Source organism: Streptomyces prunicolor NBRC 13075 (genome assembly GCF_000367365.1).
Classification (GTDB): domain Bacteria; phylum Actinomycetota; class Actinomycetes; order Streptomycetales; family Streptomycetaceae; genus Streptomyces; species Streptomyces prunicolor.
In genome coordinates this window covers 14408-30999 of record NZ_BARF01000109.1, presented here as the reverse complement: position 1 = coordinate 30999, position 16592 = coordinate 14408, and the positions used below count along the sequence as shown (strand labels likewise).

General features: G+C 70.6%; 13 protein-coding genes. 8 read left to right on the top strand and 5 right to left on the bottom strand.

Features of this window, described 5'->3' with window-relative positions; genetic code table 11:
* The 3 genes from SPR02S_RS45760 to ssd form a co-directional block, all read right to left on the bottom strand.
* Positions 1–836, bottom strand: an 836-nt coding sequence (locus tag SPR02S_RS45760) for a type II secretion system F family protein (protein WP_043258949.1), incomplete at its 3' end; no start/stop codon positions are given.
* Positions 837–911: 75 nt separating this feature from the next.
* On the bottom strand, positions 912–2216 hold the full coding sequence (locus tag SPR02S_RS45755; RefSeq protein WP_373283431.1) for a TadA family conjugal transfer-associated ATPase: 1305 nt from the start codon (positions 2214–2216) through the stop codon (positions 912–914).
* Positions 2213–3316, bottom strand: a complete 1104-nt coding sequence (gene ssd / locus SPR02S_RS45750; protein WP_019063767.1) for a septum site-determining protein Ssd — start codon at positions 3314–3316, stop codon at positions 2213–2215. Before ssd ends, SPR02S_RS45755 begins: the two co-directional genes overlap by 4 nt.
* 585 nt (positions 3317–3901) lie before the next feature.
* Here ssd and SPR02S_RS45745 point away from each other — a divergent pair.
* Positions 3902–4744: an HAD family hydrolase gene (locus SPR02S_RS45745; protein ID WP_019063766.1), complete on the top strand. Its 843-nt coding sequence runs from the start codon at positions 3902–3904 to the stop codon at positions 4742–4744.
* A gap of 144 nt (positions 4745–4888) precedes the next feature.
* On the top strand, positions 4889–5053 hold the full coding sequence (locus SPR02S_RS63640; protein WP_158697987.1) for a hypothetical protein: 165 nt from the start codon (positions 4889–4891) through the stop codon (positions 5051–5053).
* 29 nt (positions 5054–5082) lie between these two features.
* On the opposite strand, the gene SPR02S_RS45740 is transcribed toward SPR02S_RS63640, so the two are convergent.
* A complete protein-coding gene (locus SPR02S_RS45740; RefSeq protein WP_019063765.1) occupies positions 5083–5907 on the bottom strand; it encodes a Fic family protein in 825 nt (274 codons plus the stop codon).
* 101 nt (positions 5908–6008) lie between these two features.
* Between SPR02S_RS45740 and SPR02S_RS45735 the strand changes: the two genes are divergently transcribed.
* Positions 6009–6989, top strand: coding sequence for an ATP-binding protein (locus SPR02S_RS45735; RefSeq protein WP_043258947.1), 981 nt, complete (start codon positions 6009–6011; stop codon positions 6987–6989).
* Positions 6990–7046: 57 nt separating this feature from the next.
* Here the strand turns inward: SPR02S_RS45735 and SPR02S_RS45730 are convergent, their stop codons facing one another.
* Positions 7047–8318, bottom strand: a complete 1272-nt coding sequence (locus SPR02S_RS45730; RefSeq protein ID WP_019063763.1) for a polysaccharide deacetylase family protein — start codon at positions 8316–8318, stop codon at positions 7047–7049.
* 336 nt (positions 8319–8654) lie between these two features.
* Between SPR02S_RS45730 and SPR02S_RS45725 the strand changes: the two genes are divergently transcribed.
* The 5 genes from SPR02S_RS45725 to SPR02S_RS45705 all read left to right on the top strand — a co-directional run bounded on the left by SPR02S_RS45725 (position 8655) and on the right by SPR02S_RS45705 (position 16543).
* Positions 8655–11267, top strand: coding sequence for a bifunctional SulP family inorganic anion transporter/carbonic anhydrase (locus tag SPR02S_RS45725; protein ID WP_019063762.1), 2613 nt, complete (start codon positions 8655–8657; stop codon positions 11265–11267).
* A gap of 166 nt (positions 11268–11433) precedes the next feature.
* A complete protein-coding gene (gene acs / locus SPR02S_RS45720) occupies positions 11434–13395 on the top strand; it encodes an acetate--CoA ligase (protein WP_019063761.1) in 1962 nt (653 codons plus the stop codon).
* Positions 13396–13630: 235 nt separating this feature from the next.
* On the top strand, positions 13631–15067 hold the full coding sequence (gene nhaA, locus SPR02S_RS45715) for a Na+/H+ antiporter NhaA (protein WP_019063760.1): 1437 nt from the start codon (positions 13631–13633) through the stop codon (positions 15065–15067).
* A 43-nt stretch (positions 15068–15110) separates the two neighbouring features.
* Positions 15111–15596, top strand: coding sequence for a phage holin family protein (locus tag SPR02S_RS45710; RefSeq protein ID WP_026151479.1), 486 nt, complete (start codon positions 15111–15113; stop codon positions 15594–15596).
* The gene (locus tag SPR02S_RS45705) at positions 15593–16543 is read left to right on the top strand and encodes an alpha/beta fold hydrolase (RefSeq protein ID WP_019063758.1); all 951 of its coding nucleotides are present in this window, start codon (positions 15593–15595) and stop codon (positions 16541–16543) included. The genes SPR02S_RS45710 and SPR02S_RS45705 overlap by 4 nt, the downstream gene beginning before the upstream one ends.
* Positions 16544–16592: the final 49 nt, after the last annotated feature.

Here is a 16592-nt window from a genome sequence, read left to right as displayed (position 1 = left end):
ATCCGCAACGCCCACCACAACCCCACGCCCTCCAGCAACCCCCCGACCACCAGGCACCCCACCCCCGCCCCGCTGTGCAACAGCACCCGCAACGGATCCGCACCCATCGCCGCACCCAGCAACAACCCGAGCACCGGCAACCCGGCGAGCATCACCGCAGTGGCCCACGCCCCCGCCAACTGAGCGCGAAGGTCGGCCCGTTGGTCCCGGTCGGTACGCAACGCCGCTTCGAGCCGGTCGAGTCCGGCCGCGAGCCCGGCGCCCTGATCCACGGCGACCCGCCAGCACGCGGCGAGCCCCACCAGGCCGTCCGCGCCCGGTTGCCGTGCCGCCGAGGTGAGCGCACCCGGCACATCCCCGCCGAACCGCGCCGCCGCCAACACCCCGGCCTGCGCCTCACCGAGCCCGCCGGAGTCGAGCGCCGCCCGCAACAACGCCTCCCCCGGCTGCCGCCCAGCCCGTACCTCCCCGGCGAGCGTCGAGCACAGCGCGATCACCGCGTCGCCCCGCAACTCCCCCGCCCGCCGCGCCTCCCCGGCCAGCCGCACCCGCCGGAGCAACGGCACCCCGACCGCCCCCGCGACGACCGGAATGACCGAGGCGCCCAGCACGGCCAGCACCAGCCCGGCACCCAGGGACCACCACTCGGCGCGCAACCGGCCCCGGATCCGCCGCAGTTCGTCCACAGCCCGCTCCCACGAGGGCGGCCCGGCGCCCACCACCCCACCCCCCGCGAACAGCAACTGAGCCCGCCGCGCCCCGGATTGCCGCCCGCCCATCAACCAGACCAGGCCCGCGACACACACCGCGACCACCCCGACCGACACCTCACCCATCCCCACGTCCCTCACCGCTTCCGCTCGCTGTCACTACGTCCCGTCCCGCACACCGAAGTCCGTCGCCCACTCCGCCTAACCCCCGTCACCCCCACCCCGAATCAACTCCCGCAACCGCTCCCACCCCCGCTCGTACGCGAACGCCTCCGCGCCCCACCGCAACGCCGGCACCGTCCACACCAACCCCGACGGATCCCGCTCCAGGACATGCACCTCGGCGATCCGTCGCCGCCCGGCGCGGTCCCGTACGAGATGCAGGACCACCGACAGAGCTGCCGCCAACTGGCTGTGCAGCGCGGCCCGATCGAGGCCGGCGGCCGTGCCCAGGGCCTCCAGACGGGCCGGTACATCGGCCGCCGCGTTCGCATGGACGGTGCCGCAGCCGCCCTCGTGGCCCGTATTGAGGGCTGCGAGCAAATGAACTACCTCGGGCCCCCGCACCTCACCGACAACCAACCGGTCCGGCCGCATCCGAAGTGCCTGGCGGACCAGGTCCTGGAGCGTGACGAGCCCGGCGCCCTCCTGGTTCGCGGGTCTGCTCTCCAGCCGTACGACGTGCGGATGGTCCGGCTTCAACTCCGCCGAGTCCTCTGCCAGCACGATCCGCTCCCCCGGTCCGACGAGCCCGAGCAGCGCGCTCAGCAGCGTCGTCTTGCCGCTGCCGGTACCGCCGCTGATCAGGAACGAGAGCCGTGCCTCGATCAGGGCGCGCAGGATGCGGTCCCCGCCCGGCGGCACCGTGCCCGCCGTGACCAGTTCGTCGAGCGTGAAGGCGCGCGGTCGTACGACGCGGAGCGACAGGCAGGTGCACCCCACTGCGACCGGGGGCAGTACGGCGTGCAGACGGGTCCCGTCGGGCAGCCGGGCGTCGGCCCAGGGCCGTGCGTCGTCCAGTCGGCGTCCGGCCACCGCGGCGAGGCGCTGCGCGAGGCGTCGTACGGCCGCCGCGTCCGGGAAGGAGACGGCGGTCAGCTCCAGGCCGCCGCCCCGGTCGACCCACACCCGGTCCGGGGCCGACACCAGGACGTCGGTCACCGAGGGGTCGGCGAGCAGGGACTCCAGCGGGCCGCTGCCCACCAGCTCGGACCGCAACTGCTCGGCGGCGCCCAGTACTTCGGCGTCCCCCAGCACCCGCCCCTGCTCCCGCAACGCCTGCGCCACCCGCGCGGGCGTCGGCTCACCCCCGCTCTCGGCCAGCCACCGCCGCACCCCGTCGAGCAACCCCGGCTCGCCGCTCGCCCCGGCCCCACCCGAGGCCCATCGGTCCGAAGCGCCCACCCGCTTCACCGGGACACCTGCCGAACCGCCGTCCCTGAAGGAAGCCGCAAGCCCAGGCACCCCGCTCCCCGCACTCCCGGTACGCCCCGCCAGCCCCCTCATACGCCACCCACCTCGACCAACGCCCGCTCCAAAAACTCCCGGCAGAACCGCGCCAACGGCCCCCTCCCCACCGCCCCCGGCGGCGACTTGCCCTCGTGCGGCCGCAACAGCCCCGATTCGACCGGCACTTCACCGGCCAGCGGCAGGCCGAGGAGGCGGGACACCTCCCGGTCGTCGAGGCCGGGGGCGTACGGACCCCGTACCGCCACGCGCAGGTCGCGCAGGACCATGCCCACGGCGGACGCCACCCGCCCGGCCGCCGCGACGGCGCGCAGTTCGGCAGGGACCACCAGGAGGCCCACGTCGAGTTGGGCGAGGGCCTCGGCCACCCCGTCGTCGATACGGCGGGGCAGGTCGACCACGACCGTGCCGCCGCGCCGTCGGGCCGCGGCGAGCACCGCCCGCACCGCCTGGGGCGGGATGGCGACGCAGTCGCCGCGGTCCCAGCTGAGCACCCGGAGCGAGTGGAGTTCCGGAAGGGACTCCTCCAGGGCTCCGCCGCCGACCCGGCCGCGCGAGGCGGCGAACGCGGGCCAGCGCAGGCCCTCTGCCGTTTCGCCGCCGAGGAGTACGTCGAGTCCGCCGCCCAGTGGATCCGCGTCCACCAGGAGCGTGCGCAGCCCCTCACGCGCGGAGGTGACGGCGAGGGCGCACGCGAGCGTGGATGCTCCGGCCCCGCCGCGGCCGCCGATGACGCCCACGGTGAGCGCGGGGCGGCCGACGCCTTCGGCCACGTCGGCGATGCGGTCGACCAGCCACTGCTCGCCGTCGGGCAGCATCAGGACGTGGTCGGCGCCGATCTCGACGGCTCGCCGCCAGACCCCGGAGTCGTCCTGGTCCCGGCCGACCAGCACCACCCCGCGTCGGCGGGCGGCCCCACGCACCCGGCGGGCCGCGTCGTCGCCGACCAGGACGAGCGGCGCCGTCTCCCACCCGCCCTGTCGCTCCGGCACCCCGTGATGGACCTCGGGCGTCGCGCCGGCCGCCGCGCACAGGCGCAGCAGGTCGTCGAGGAGCTCGGCGTCCTCGGTGACGATCAGCGGTCCGCCCTGTCGCCCTCCGCCGGCGGGCAGCGGATCGTGTGTGACAGTTCCGGCCATGTTTTCCATCCCCCATCGCTGTGTCTCTCGCGTCACCCCTGCGGCCCCGCGATTTCCAAAGGTGTGGAGAACCGGCGACCGGCCCTCCATATGCACGGCCGACAGAAACCGGCCAAACGCGTCCGACAAACGGAACGGGCCATGAACTCGCCGCGAGCGAGGACGCGTTGCAATCACGGTGCGGGCATCGCGGAAATCATGTGGATCTTGGTCGAAAACTGTGGACAACTCCGGGCCTGTGAATATCGCCTTCACCCATACCGGTGACCCCCGTACTGCCCTCTGTGCGAGTTCCGCAGCGCAGCGCGACAACTACCCACAGTGACAAGTCCCGGGCATGAAAAAGAGGCGGCACCAGCCGCCTCGGGATGGCCTCACGACCACGTACAGGGAGGGAAAACGCGTCCGGACATGCGACGACCCCCACCGGGGGGGAGAGTGGGGGTCGCCTTCACGGCCGACTCGGGGGGGGAGGAGCCGGGCCGCGTTAGCACGGTCGCGAACGATCCGTGACTTCCATGGTGTACCCGAGAGGCCTCTCAGGCAAACCCACGCGCCTCACCTTACGCCGAATGGGCTGCGCCTATGCTCTGGGTTGTGGAAAACCACTCCTTGCCTCGCACAGCAGCCTTCTTTGACCTGGACAAGACGGTCATTGCGAAGTCGAGCACGCTCACCTTCGGCAAGTCCTTCTACCAAGGCGGACTGATCAACCGCAGGGCCGCTCTGCGGACCGCCTATGCGCAGTTCGTCTTCCTCACCGGCGGCGCCGACCACGACCAGATGGAGCGGATGCGCAAGTACCTGTCCGCACTCTGCCGCGGCTGGAACGTCCAGCAGGTCAAGGAGATCGTCGCCGAGACGCTGCACGACCTGATCGACCCGATCATCTACGACGAGGCGGCCTCCCTCATCGAGGAGCACCACACCGCCGGCCGCGACGTGGTGATCGTGTCCACGTCGGGCGCCGAGGTGGTCGAGCCGATCGGTGAACTCCTGGGCGCGGACCGGGTGGTGGCGACCCGCATGGTCGTGGGCGACGACGGCTGCTTCACCGGCGAGGTGGAGTACTACGCGTACGGCCCGACGAAGGCCGAGGCGATCAAGGAGCTGGCCCAGTCCGAGGGGTACGACCTCGACCGCTGCTACGCCTACAGCGACTCGGCGACCGATGTGCCGATGCTGGAGTCCGTGGGCCACCCCTACGCCGTGAACCCGGACCGCACGTTGCGCCGCGAGGCACTCGCGCGCGGGTGGCCGATTCTGGACTTCAACCGCCCGGTCCGGCTCAAGCAACGGCTGCCCGTGCTCTCCGTACCGCCCCGCCCGGCGCTGGTCGTGGCCGCGGCCGTGGGTGCCGCGGCGGCCACGGCGGGGCTCGTCTGGTACGCGAGCCGACGCAGGGCGGCGACCGTTTACGCCGGTTAGTGACCCTTTGAACGTAAAAGTAAAGAAGCGCGGCCAGGGGTTCCGCTTCCTCCAGGGCTGGAGTACAAAGGATTCCACGGCCCGCGAGACCAAGGACATCCGAAAGGATCACCTTAATAACGCAATTGGCCCCACGGACCGCGCATGAACACCGAGCACCCACGCGACGTCGACCCGTCGATTACGGGCCAGCCGCACCAGGTGACGGGCAACGTTCCCGACCTGATGGGCAATATTTCGAGGACGCTTGGTAACCCGGTGGAACATGCCAGCGGCGGTACGAATCCTCGTACCGCCGCATCCCTTTGATGGCCCTCCAGTAGAGGGCCATTTCGCTGTCAGGCGGCCCCGCGCTGGAGCGCCTCGCACACCGCCGTCGACTCGCGCGCCCCCAGCTCGACGGCCCTGCCGCAGTGCGCGATCCAGGCGGCCATGCCCTCCGGGGTGCCCGATGCGTAACCGTCCAGCGCCCCCAGATAGGCCGCGCGCCCCAGTTCGGCGTGGCCGACCTCCGCCGGACACACGGACTTCGGGTCGAGGCCGCTGCCGATGAGGACGATCCGCTCGGCCGTGCGCGCGACCAGGCCGTTGTGGGAGGCGAAGGGACGCAGGGCGAGCAGCTCGCCGTGCACCACGGCGGCCGTCACCAGCGCCGGTGCCGAACCGCCCGCGATGATCAGGTCCGCGAGTCCGTCCAGGCGCCCAGACACCTCGGCCGCGCTCGGCAACGGCAGTTCGACGAGCGGCTCGTCGACCGGCTCACCCTGCTGTCGCGGCCGTCCGACCTCGCCCTCGTTGCTCGCGGCCGCCACCAGGTGCAGCCGGGCGAGCACCCGGAGGGGCGACTGCCGCCAGATGGACAGCAGTTGGCCCGCCTCGGCGGACAGCCGGAGGGCCGCGCCCATGGTGCGGGCCTCCGCGTCGCCGCTGAAGTCGGTGCGCCGGCGCACCTCTTCGAGTGCCCAGTCGGCCCCGGACAGCGCCGCCGAGCCCCGTGCGCCGCGCAGTGCCGCCTCGGCGGTGAGCTCGTTGCTGCGGCGCCGCATGACGCGGTGCCCGTAGACCCGGTCCACTGCCTTGCGCATGGACCCCACGGCCTCGGCAACTCCGGGCAGCGTGCCCAGGGCCGCGAGCGGATCGGCGGTCGCGTCTGTCGTACTCATGGGTACGACAGTAGCCATCCCAGGGTCGCGCCCCACGATTGAGTGGTCTTCTTCACGCACACATGCCACGCACGGCTACGCCACGACTACGCTTCGTGAACATGAAAATTGCTTTCGTCGGGAAGGGCGGCAGCGGGAAGACCACCCTGTCCTCCCTGTTCGTCCGCCACCTCGCGGCCACCGCCCAGCCGGTCGTCGCCGTCGACGCGGACATCAACCAGCACCTGGGCCCCGCCCTCGGCCTCGACGAGTCCGAGGCAGCCGCACTGCCCGCACTCGGCGAGCACCTCCCCCTGATCAAGGACTACTTGCGCGGCACCAACCCTCGCATCGCCTCCACCGACCAGATGATCAAGACCACCCCGCCCGGCGAGGGCTCCCGACTGCTGCGGGTGCGCGAGAACAATCCGGTCTACGACGCCTGCGCGCGACCGGTGGAACTCGACGGCGGCGCCGTCCGTTTGATGGTCACGGGCCCCTTCACCGACGCCGACCTGGGGGTCTCCTGCTACCACTCCAAGACGGGAGCGGTGGAGCTGTGCCTGAACCACCTGGTGGACGGGCGCGACGAGTTCGTCGTGGTGGACATGACGGCGGGCTCGGACTCCTTCGCCTCCGGCATGTTCACCCGCTTCGACATCACGTTCCTGGTGGCCGAGCCGACCCGGAAGGGGGTCTCCGTCTATCGCCAGTACAAGGAGTACGCCCGCGACTTCGGAGTCGTCCTGAAGGTCGTCGGCAACAAGGTGCGGGACCAGGACGACCTCGACTTCCTCCGCGCCGAGGTCGGGGACGACCTGCTCGTGACGGTCGGGCACTCGGACTGGGTGCGCGCCATGGAGAAGGGCCGGCCGCCCCGGTTCGAGCTCCTGGAGGACGCCAACCGCCGCGCCCTGCGCCTGCTGGAGATCGCCGCCGACGCGACGTACGAACTGCGCGACTGGAAGCGCTACACGCGGCAGATGGTGCACTTCCACCTGAAGAACGCGCAGAGTTGGGGCAACGAGCGCACCGGGGCCGACCTGACAGCGCAGGTCGACCCCGGGTTCGTGCTCGACGAGAGTGTCACCGCCTCCGCGTGATGCGCTGCGTGAGGCGCGCCGTCTCCCAACTGCCGCTCACCGCTTGACCAGTAGCGCTTACTGCTTGACCGCCGGCGCCCCGGGGACACCCTTCGGGGCCGGGGCGGGGCGGCCGGTCAGGAAGGACGTCCAGCCCGGCTTCGGCGCCTCGCCGACGTTCAGGGTGCGCAGCTTCGCCAGGGTCCCCGGGTCCTGGGCGTCCAGCCAGTCGGACAGCTGCCGGAAGGACACGCAGCGCGTCTCGGGCTTGTTGCAGACCTTCTCGATGACCTCGTCGAGGGCACGCATGTACGTGCCGCCGTTCCAGGACTCGAAGTGGTTGCCGATGACCAGGGGCGCGCGGTTGCCGTCATAGGCCCGGTCGAAGCCCTTGAGCAGGCCGTCACGCATCTCGTCGCCCCACTGGTCGAACTTGTCGGGGTCGCCCTGGGTCTGCGTGCCGGACTGGTTGACCATGAAGTTGTAGTCCATGGTCAGCTGCTCGTAGGTGTGGCCGGGGAAGGGGACGAGCTGCATGGAGAGGTCCCACAGCCCCTCCTTCTTCTTGGGCCAGATCTGGTCGTTGACCCCGCTGGTGTCGTAGCGGAAGCCCAACTGGCTCGCCGCCTTCATGAAGTTGGCCTGGCCCTCCAGGCAGGGCGTGCGGGCGCCGACGAGTTCCTTGTCGTAGTCGAAGGGCAGTGAAGACGCCTTCTTCATCCCGGAGTTGGTCTTCCAGGTCTTCACGAACTGCTTCGCCTGGGCGATCTCGCTCTTCCACTCGGCGACCGACCACTCGCCGACCCCGCCGTTCTTGCCGCAGAAGTGACCGTTGAAGTGGGTGCCGATTTCGTTGCCCTCCAGCCACGCCAGGCGCAGCTGCTTCACGGTGTCGGCGATGCCCTGCTCGTCGTTGAAGCCGATGTCCGAGCTGCCCGGCGAGTGCTCCGGGGGCTTGTAGAGGTCGCGCTTGTCCTCCGGCAGCATGTACACGCCACTGAGGAAGTACGTCATGTTCGCGTGGTTGGCCTTGGAGACCTTGCGGAAGTGGGAGAACAGCTTCTGGCTGTCCTCACCGGCGCCGTCGAAGGAGAAGACGACGAACTGCGGGGGCTTCTGGCCGGGCTTGAGCCGCTCGGGTCGGGGCAGATGCGGCTGCGCCCCGGTGTACGACGTGGAGCCGTCCCCGATCAGGCGGACTCCGCTCTTGGGTGCCGGGGCGGGCGCCGCCTTGTGCGGACCGTGCGCTCCGCGCGGGGAACCGTTGTCGCCGATCGCGCAACCGGCGAGCGACGCGGCACAGGCCGCGGCGATCACGGCGCCCGCGGTGATCCTCTGGGTGGCGGCCATGTCCGCCCACCTTCTTCCTTCGTTCGGACCGACGCCGATCAGGGCGTTTTCTGACGATGCGCCGGGAATCCCGGCAGCGCCGCCAAGGTCGCACGGGACTAAAGGTGGGATTAGTACGACAAGCCGACAAAATTCTCACTTCACTCTCTACGGGGACTTATTAGCCCATTCACCCGCAAAGTCTATGCTTTACCTTTACTCTGCATTACGATCCGTTTACCGAGCGTTGAGATATCCCGCCGCTGCACGCCGTGACCCCACGGCCGCGACCGACCCCCGCCATCGACGGGGACCACCAGTTCCGCGACCGCGCTGCCCCGGAGGAGACGGGAAGACATGTCAGCCTGCGTACCCACCCGCGCCACCGACTCGAATGCGAACGTGAATCGGACGAAGCGCGTCCACCCACCCCACAGCCCGCCGCCGCCCTCGCCCCGCCGCTTCCGTATCGCGGGCGCCGATGTGTCGGCCTCCATCGCGGTCTTCCTGATCGCCCTCCCCCTGTCCCTCGGCATCGCCCTCGCCACCGGCGCGCCCCTCCAGGCCGGCCTGGTCGCCGCCGCCGCGGGCGGCCTGGTCGCCGGTCTGCTCGGCGGCTGCCCCCTCCAGGTCAGCGGCCCGGCCGCCGGACTCACCGTAGTCACCGCCGACCTGATCCACCGTTACGGATGGCGTACGACCTGCGCGGTCACCGTCCTCGCAGGACTCGCCCAACTCGCCCTGGGCTGCGTGCGCGTGGCCCGCACCGCGCTCGCCGTCAGCCCCGCGATCGTGCACGGCATGCTCGCCGGCATCGGTGTCACCATCGCCGTCGCCCAGCTGCACATCGTGCTGGGCGGCACCCCGCAGAGCTCGGTCCTCGCCAACCTCCGCGCGCTGCCCGCCCAGTTGGCCGACCTGCACCCCGCCGACGTGGCGATGAGCGTGCTTACCCTGGCCCTTCTGCTGTTGTGGCCGCGCGTCCCCGGCCGACTCGGGCACCTGATGCGCAAGATCCCGGCCGCGCTCGTCGCCGTCGCCGGAGCCACTCTCACCGCCTCGCTCGCCGGGCTGAGCCTGGCCAAGGTCGACCTGCCGTCCTGGAGCAGCCACGCGCTGGCCGGACTGCCCGAGGGCCCGGTGCTCGGCATCGCCGCCGCCGTCCTCACCACCACCCTGGTGTGCAGCGTGCAGTCACTGCTCGGCGCGGTCGCCGTGGACAAGCTGGTCGCCGGGCAGCCCGGGCTCTCCGCCCGCGTCGGCCGCTCCGACCTGAACCGCGAACTGCTGGGCCAGGGCGCCGCCAACGTCGTCTCCGGCGTACTCGGCGGACTGCCGGTCGCAGGGGTGGCCGTACGGAGTTCGGCGAATGTGCAAGCCGGTGCCGTGAGCCGGAACTCCACGATGCTGCACGGCGTTCTCGTAGTGGTAGCCGCGCTGCTGATGGTCCCGGTGCTGGAGCTGATCCCGCTCGCTTCGCTCGCCGCACTCGTGATGGCCGTCGGCATCCAGATGGTGTCCCTGCACCACATCCGCACGGTGACCCGCCACCGCGAAGTCCTGGTCTACGCCGTCACCACCCTCGGCGTGGTCTTCCTCGGTGTCCTGGAGGGCGTGCTCCTCGGGGTCACCGTGGCCGTCGCCGTCGCCCTCAACCGCCTGGCCCACACCCGCATCACGCACGACGAGAAGGAAGGAGTCCATCACGTACACGTCCGAGGGCAGTTGACGTTCCTCGCGGTGCCGCGACTCAGCCGCACCCTGCATCTCGTACCCCAAGGCACCCACGTCGTCGTGGAGTTGGACGGTTCGTTCATGGACCACGCGGCGTACGAGTCACTGCAGGACTGGCAGAACGCGCACACCGCGCGCGGGGGCTCCGCCGAACTGACCGGGCGGCGTACGGGAGTTCGTGTCACCGAGCCTGACCACACCGGGGGCGAGGCGACACCGGCCGACACCGCGACCGGCACGACCAGCGGCAGCGGCACGACGACCGAGGCTTCCGCCCGCACCAACGCCCCGGCCCACACCACAGCCAACGCTCCGACCGGCGAGCCGACGACGTCGACCGCCTGCCGCTGCCACCCCTGGACGCCCTGGCGCAACCACCAGTGCGACCACCCGCAGTCCGCCCCGCCGAGCGGACACCCGGGCGAGCCCGCGGACCGTCCCGCACCCGGCACCACCACACCGGGCGACACCGGCACCGGCACGGAGACCCACCCCGGAACCCGCAAGGACACCGGCACCGAACCTCACCCCGGAACCGGCACCAAGCCCGGCACCACCCCTGGCCCCGGAGGTCACCAACTAGCCCGAGGCATCAGCGCGTTCCAGCGCAACACCGCCCCCCTCGTACGGGGCGAGCTGGCCCGGCTGGCCAAGGAAGGGCAGCAGCCCTCGCAGCTCTTCCTGACCTGTGCCGACTCGCGGCTGGTGACGTCGATGATCACCTCCAGTGGTCCCGGCGACCTGTTCGTCGTGCGGAACGTGGGCAACCTCGTGCCGCCGCCCGGCGAGGAGAGCGGGGACGACTCGGTGGCCGCCGCGATCGAGTACGCGGTGGACGTACTGCGCGTGAGATCGATCACGGTGTGCGGGCACTCGGGGTGCGGTGCCATGCAGGCGCTGCTCAACTCCGAGCCCGGGGGCGCCCAGACGCCGCTGAAGCGGTGGCTGCGGAACGGGCTGCCGAGCCTGGAGCGGATGGCCGACGACGGCCGACCCTGGGCGCGGTTGGCCGCAAGGGCGCCCGCAGACGCCGTAGAGCAGCTGTGTCTGACCAATGTGGTGCAGCAGTTGGAGCATCTGCGGGGGCATGAGTCGGTGGCTCGGGCCTTGCGGGAGGGGGCGTTGGAGTTGCACGGGATGTACTTCCATGTCGGGGAGGCGCAGGCGTACTTGCTGACCGAGGAGGACGGGGAGCAGTTGTTCGATGGGGTGGGGGTGGCGGATCTGTCGGCCTGAACCTCGTTCACCCGGCGTCCGTGGGTACGTAAGACCCTCGCCACACGCATCGCCCGCAGGTCCGATGACAGGTCTAAACCAATAATTCGGCGACCCTTGTCATCGGACCCCCGGGTCTGATGAGCTGGCCCGGGACACAACGGACACCCTGGGAAAGGCAGATGCCGTGAGCAACGAAAGCCTGGCCAACCTGTTGCGCGAGGAGCGCAGGTTCGCACCCCCCGCCGACCTGGCGGCGAACGCCAATGTCACGGCGGAGGCGTATGAGCAGGCCAAGGCTGACCGGCTCGGCTTCTGGGCCGCGCAGGCCCGCCGCCTGAGCTGGGCCAAGGAACCGAGCGAGACGCTGGACTGGTCGAACCCGCCGTTCGCCAAGTGGTTCAAGGACGGCTCGCTCAACGTGGCGTACAACTGCGTGGACCGGCACGTCGAGGCGGGCAACGGCGATCGCGTCGCCATCCACTTCGAGGGCGAGCCCGGCGACAGCCGCGCGATCACCTACGCCGAGCTGAAGGACGAGGTCTCCAAGGCCGCGAACGCCCTGCTGGAGCTGGGAGTTCAGAAGGGCGACCGGGTCGCCGTCTACATGCCGATGATCCCGGAGACCGCGGTCGCGATGCTGGCCTGCGCGCGCATCGGCGCCGCGCACTCGGTGGTGTTCGGCGGTTTCTCGGCGGACGCGCTCGCGACCCGGATCCAGGACGCGGACGCCAAGGTCGTCATCACCACGGACGGCGGCTGGCGGCGCGGCAAACCGTCCGCGCTCAAGCCGGCCGTGGACGACGCGGTCGACCGCCCGGACAGCGGTGTCGAACACGTGCTGGTGGTCCGCCGTACGGGCCAGGACGTGGCGTGGAACGACGAGCGGGACGTGTGGTGGCACGAGATCGTCGACCGGCAGTCGGCGGAGCACACGCCCGAGGCGTTCGAGGCGGAGCAGCCGCTCTTCATCCTCTACACCTCCGGTACTACGGGTAAGCCCAAGGGCATCCTGCACACCTCCGGCGGCTACCTCACCCAGGCCGCGTACACCCACAACGCGGTCTTCGACCTCAAGCCGGAGACCGACGTCTACTGGTGCACGGCCGACGTCGGCTGGGTCACCGGGCACTCGTACATCGTCTACGGCCCGCTGGCGAACGGCGCGACCCAGGTCATGTACGAGGGCACCCCCGACACCCCGCACCAGGGCCGCTTCTGGGAGATCGTCCAGAAGTACGGGGTGACGATCCTGTACACGGCGCCCACCGCGATCCGTACGTTCATGAAGTGGGGCGACGACATCCCCGCGAAGTTCGACCTCAGCAGCCTGCGCATCCTGGGGTCCGTCGGCGAGCCGATCAACCCCGAGGCGTGGATCTGGTACCGCAAGCACATCGGCGCCGACAAGACGCCGATCGTGGACACGTGGTGGCAGACCGAGACCGGCGCGATGATGATCTCGCCGCTGCCGGGCGTGACCGCGACCAAGCCCGGTTCCGCGCAGACCCCGCTGCCCGGCATCTCCGCGACGGTCGTCGACGACGAGGCCAACGAGGTCCCGAACGGCGGCGGCGGTTACCTGGTCCTGACCGAGCCGTGGCCGTCGATGCTGCGCACGATCTGGGGCGACGACCAGCGGTTCCTCGACACGTACTGGTCGCGTTTCCCGGGCAAGTACTTCGCCGGTGACGGCGCGAAGAAGGACGACGACGGCGACATCTGGCTGCTCGGCCGGGTGGACGACGTGATGCTCGTGTCCGGGCACAACATCTCCACCACCGAGGTCGAGTCGGCGCTCGTCTCCCACCCCGCCGTCGCCGAGGCGGCCGTAGTGGGAGCTGCGGACGAGACGACCGGACAGGCCATCGTCGCGTTCGTCATCCTGCGCGGCACGGCGAACGCCGAGGACGAGAACCTCGTCGCCGACCTGCGCAACCACGTCGGCACCGTCCTCGGCCCGATCGCCAAGCCCAAGCGGATCCTCCCGGTGGCCGAGCTGCCGAAGACCCGCTCCGGCAAGATCATGCGCCGTCTGCTGCGGGACGTGGCGGAGAACCGTCAGCTGGGAGACGTCACCACCCTGACCGACTCCACCGTCATGACCCTGATCCAGGACAAGCTCCCGGCCGCGCCCAGCGAGGACTGACCAGGGCAGCGCACTGACCTGCGCATACGACGACGAGGGGCGCCCGGCGGCGAACATGCCGGGCGCCCCTTTCGCGCATAACGTGAGACCCGTAGAACCCGTAGACGTGAGATCCGCAGGACCCATCCCGCCGCACCTTAGGTAAGCTAAGTAAAGCGTCAAGGACGCGACAAGGTGCGCCGGGAAGTCTGGTCGGCAAGTGCTCTGTGCTGCCCGCCACCCCGGAGGTCTCCCCGTGACCGCGCCCCGCCCCACCACCGCCCGCAAAGTGCTCGGACGGCTGTCCCTGCCCGAGCGGAACTACGTCGCGGACGCGCTGCGCACCGAGACCGTCGGTGGTGTCCTCCTCCTGATCGCCGCGGTCACGGCGCTGATCTGGGCGAACGTCCCCGCCCTGCACGACAGCTACGAGAGCGTCAGCCACTACCACTTCGGCCCCGGCGCCCTCGGCCTGCACCTCTCGGTCGCCCACTGGGCCGCCGACGGCCTCCTCGCCGTCTTCTTCTTCGTCGCCGGCATCGAGCTCAAGCGCGAACTCGTCGCCGGCGACCTGCGCGACCCCAAGGCCGCCGCCCTGCCCGTCGTGGCGGCCCTGTGCGGGATGGCCGTACCGGCACTCGTCTACACGCTCACCAACCTCACCGGCGGCGGCTCCCTCCAGGGCTGGGCGGTGCCGACGGCCACCGACATCGCCTTCGCGCTCGCCGTCCTCGCGGTCATCGGCACCTCCCTGCCGAGCGCGCTGCGCGCCTTCCTGCTCACCCTCGCCGTCGTCGACGACCTCTTCGCGATCCTGATCATCGCGATCTTCTTCACAGCCGGCATCGACTTCGTGGCGCTCGCCGGGGCGGCCGTGGGCCTCGCCGTCTTCTGGCTGCTGCTGCGCAAGGGCGTGCGCGGCTGGTACGTCTACGTCCCGCTGGCGCTCGTCATCTGGGCGCTGATGTACAACAGCGGCGTCCACGCGACGATCGCCGGTGTCGCGATGGGCCTCATGCTGCGCTGCACCACCCGCGAGGACGAGAAGCACTCCCCCGGCGAGCACGTCGAACATCTCGTACGGCCCCTGTCGGCGGGCCTCGCGGTGCCGCTGTTCGCGCTGTTCAGCGCCGGGGTCGCCATCTCGGGCGGCGCGCTGGGTGACGTATTCACGAAGCCCGAGACCTTGGGCGTGGTCCTCGGACTGGTCGTAGGAAAGGCGGTCGGGATCTTCGGCGGGACCTGGCTGACGGCCCGTTTCACCCGGGCCTCACTCAGCGACGACCTCGCCTGGCCGGACGTGTTCGCGGTCGCCTCGCTGGCCGGCATCGGCTTCACCGTGTCGCTGCTCATCGGGGAACTCGCGTTCGACGGCGACCAGATGCTCACCGACGAGGTCAAGGCGGCCGTCCTCGTCGGCTCCGTCATCGCGGCCCTCGGCGCGACCGTGTTGCTCAAGCTGCGCAACGCCAGGTACCGCAGGATGTACGAGGACGAGGAGCGCGACGAGGACCTCGACGGCATCCCCGACATCTACGAGCAGGACGAGCCGTCGTACCACCTGCGCATGGCGGAGATCCACGAGCGCAAGGCCGCCGAGCACCGCAGGCTCGCCGAGGTGAAGGCCGCCGAGCGACGCGGGCTTGCCGAAGTGGCGGGCGGGGCAGGCGAGGACAACGACGGTCCGGCATGATCTGACCAGACGGTACAAACAGATGCAGATGAGGGAGTACGCGATGAGCGCACCCGACGGCAGCCCGGTCGGCGCCGAACGCAGCATCGGCCAGTTGTTCGCCTCGGCGACGACCGAGATGTCCGCGCTGGTGCACGACGAGATCGCGCTGGCGAAGGCGCAGCTCAAGCAGGACGTCAAGCGCGGTGTCGCGGGCGGCGGCGCGTTCACGGTCGCCGCGGTGGTGCTGCTGTTCTCCCTGCCGATGCTCAACTTCGCACTGGCGTACGGGATTCGGACCTGGAGCGGCTGGAACATGGCGCTCTGCTTCCTGCTCTCCTTCGCCGCGAACGTGCTCGTCGCGATCGTCCTCGGGCTGGTGGGCGTGCTCTTCTTTAAGAAGGCGGCGAAGAGCAAGGGCCCGCAGAAGGTGGCCGCTTCGGTCAAGGAGACCGCGGGCGTCCTGGGCAACGCCAAGCCGCATCCCCGCGCGGCGATCGAGGACCGTGTCCCCGAAGCCATCGAGGCTGTGGCACGCTCGACCTCATGACGGACCCCGCCCATCCTTGGACACAACCTGCTTCGGTCGTACGGCTCGACATTCCCGGCGGGCGCGAGGTGACCCACCGGGATGTCGCGGCCAACGGCGCCCGCTTCCACATCGCGGAGGTGGGCGACGGGCCGCTGGTGCTGCTGCTGCACGGCTTCCCCCAGTTCTGGTGGACCTGGCGGCACCAGCTGGGCGCGCTGGCCGACGCCGGGTTCCGGGCCGTCGCCATGGACCTGCGGGGCGTCGGCGGCAGCGACCGCACCCCCCGCGGCTACGACCCGGCCAACCTCGCCCTCGACGTCACCGGCGTGATCCGCTCCCTCGGTGAGCCGGATGCCGCGCTCGTCGGCCATGACCTGGGCGGCTATCTGGCGTGGACGGCGGCGGCGATGCGCCCCAAGCTGGTGCGTCGGCTCGCCGTCTCCTCGATGCCGCATCCCCGGCGCTGGCGCAACGCGATGCTCTCCGACGTCAGGCAGTCCACGGCGAGTTCCTACATCTGGGGGTTCCAGCGCCCATGGCTCCCCGAGCGGCAACTCCTCGCCGAGGACGCCGAGTTGGTGGGCAAGCTGATCCGGGACTGGTCCGGGGCGAGCCTGCCCGACGACGAGGCGGTCGAGGCGTACCGGCGGGCCATGCTGATCCCGTCGACCGCGCACTGCTCGATCGAGCCGTACCGCTGGATGGTGCGGTCGATGGCACGCCCGGACGGCATCCAGTTCAACCGGCGCATGAAGCGGCCGGTGCGGGTGCCGACGCTGCATCTGCACGGCTCGCTCGACCCGGTGCTGCGCACCCGCAGCGCGGCCGGTTCCGGGGAGTACGTCGAAGCGCCGTACCGCTGGCGGCTGTTCGACGGGCTGGGGCACTTCCCGCACGAGGAGGACCCGGCGGCCTTCTCGACCGAACTGGTCAACTGGCTGCAGGATCCCGAACCCGACCGGTGACCCACCACGGACCTACCAATGACCCATCGATGACCCGTCGATGACCGGT

Bases quoted from the DNA above. Each gene is read 5' to 3' on its own strand.
- SPR02S_RS45740 (WP_019063765.1), bottom strand. From the start codon at position 5,907: ATGAGTACGACAGACGCGACCGCCGATCCGCTCGCGGCCCTGGGCACG.
- SPR02S_RS45730 (WP_019063763.1), bottom strand. From the start codon at position 8,318: ATGGCCGCCACCCAGAGGATCACCGCGGGCGCCGTGATCGCCGCGGCC.
- SPR02S_RS45710 (WP_026151479.1), top strand. From the start codon at position 15,111: ATGAGCGCACCCGACGGCAGCCCGGTCGGCGCCGAACGCAGCATCGGC.
- SPR02S_RS45725 (WP_019063762.1), top strand. From the start codon at position 8,655: ATGTCAGCCTGCGTACCCACCCGCGCCACCGACTCGAATGCGAACGTG.
- SPR02S_RS63640 (WP_158697987.1), top strand. From the start codon at position 4,889: ATGAACACCGAGCACCCACGCGACGTCGACCCGTCGATTACGGGCCAG.
- ssd (WP_019063767.1), bottom strand. From the start codon at position 3,316: ATGGCCGGAACTGTCACACACGATCCGCTGCCCGCCGGCGGAGGGCGA.
- SPR02S_RS45745 (WP_019063766.1), top strand. From the start codon at position 3,902: ATGCTCTGGGTTGTGGAAAACCACTCCTTGCCTCGCACAGCAGCCTTC.
- SPR02S_RS45755 (WP_373283431.1), bottom strand. From the start codon at position 2,216: ATGAGGGGGCTGGCGGGGCGTACCGGGAGTGCGGGGAGCGGGGTGCCT.
- SPR02S_RS45735 (WP_043258947.1), top strand. From the start codon at position 6,009: ATGAAAATTGCTTTCGTCGGGAAGGGCGGCAGCGGGAAGACCACCCTG.
- SPR02S_RS45705 (WP_019063758.1), top strand. From the start codon at position 15,593: ATGACGGACCCCGCCCATCCTTGGACACAACCTGCTTCGGTCGTACGG.